Annotated in this window: 1 pseudogene; it reads right to left on the bottom strand. The window is 34.5% G+C overall.

Annotated features, from left to right (window positions below):
* Positions 1–1,509, bottom strand: a pseudogene (locus HMPREF3119_RS19315) (hypothetical protein); the annotation flags it as partial.

The following is a 1,509-nucleotide window of genomic DNA, read 5'->3' as shown; positions in this document are numbered from 1 at the left end:
GGGTCTACAGGGTCTACAGGGTCTACAGGTGTATCATTTTTAGCCAGATACCAAGTGTAATTATTGGCATCTTTCTGCACCAGAAGGGCCTGAGCCGCGCCGGTGGTATCCGCAAAACCGTAGAAGGCATTAGCCCCTTCCTTGTGGTTGTCTACCGTGACAACAGGAACAGAATATTTTTCAGCATCCCCGCGAGTCACATTACCGATAATACCATTTTGAGTCTGAACCCGAGTGTATCCGGTAGCAGTACCTTTGATATGCAGAAGATCTGTTACAGAGTCGTTATCATTATTCCAGATAGTGTTAACAATTAACTGACTATTTCCGTCTGGAAAAGGAATTGCATCCGTTGGTTTAATATTACCACCAGTATAATTTCCATTAATGGTTAATGTAACTAACTTAGTTTTATCATTGATATCTTTATGATTTACCAAATCAATGATGCCTGATGTATTATTGACAGTTCCATTTAAAGTGAAGTTATTATTTTCTGCAATAAGCTTTGAGGAATCATTCAAGTTCAAAGTAGTAAATGAAGATATGCTTCCATATTTATTTTCATTAAGATGCCATAATGAATCGTTCAGGTTCAAGATCAGTTCACTATTCCCATCAATATTTGACAACCCCATAATCTTAGCCGAATCCTTTAAGTTAAGGGTTACTTTATTTTCATACCCATTTTCTTTTGAGTTATCTATATCAATTAACCAACTTTGATCATCTCTCATGACTAGATTTGTTCTTTCACCATTAAAATTAAACAATACCCTTCCCTGATTTTGAAATACTTTCAATAATGAATCATTTGTTGATGTTGTCTCAAAATTAGCATTTTTGAAAGATGCTTTAATGCCATTAGCTGATGATTGAGTTCCCCAATCATTTTGCCCTATATTTATTGCATTACCATTAGTTTTAATATTAGTTGAGCTGCTATCAAAATCTGCTTTTAATTCAGAACCAGAAACAGCTAATTTCACAGCAGATCCTTTCGAATTTTTCATATCTATAGATAAATTACCCATAGATTCAAAATATCCTTGCCCTGTACCTATTTGTCTTGTCTTTCCAATTTTAATAGCACTATTATCACTTCCTGCGGCATTATTCAGGATGATATTGGTATTGCCTTTTAATATAACAGAACTAATTACACCTTCATTACCGTTATAACCTTTACCTTTACCTGATACATAAATAGCCTCTTGTCTTGCACCATTTAGATAAATAGATGTATCACCATTAACAATTATTTTACCTGCTGGACCAGTACCTGAATCCCTGTAAGCACCTTGGATAGCCCTTAATGCGTTATTTAGTGTTAAAGTAGATGCGTCTGAGTTTTGTTTAATATCTAAGTTTTTAAACTCCGCAATAGCATATTGACTAGAATTAAAGTTATCGTTATCTCCATTAATACCCATCGTAACTGAACTTCCAGCTAAAACACCATATATCTCGCCCCTACCAAACCAATCTGTTTTTTTTTGATTTATATTA

It is taken from the genome of Morganella sp. HMSC11D09 (assembly GCF_001807955.1).
GTDB classification, from domain to species: Bacteria; Pseudomonadota; Gammaproteobacteria; order Enterobacterales; family Enterobacteriaceae; genus Morganella; species Morganella morganii.
Note: the sequence above shows the minus strand (reverse complement) of the source record. Positions and strands in the feature narration are given on the sequence as shown.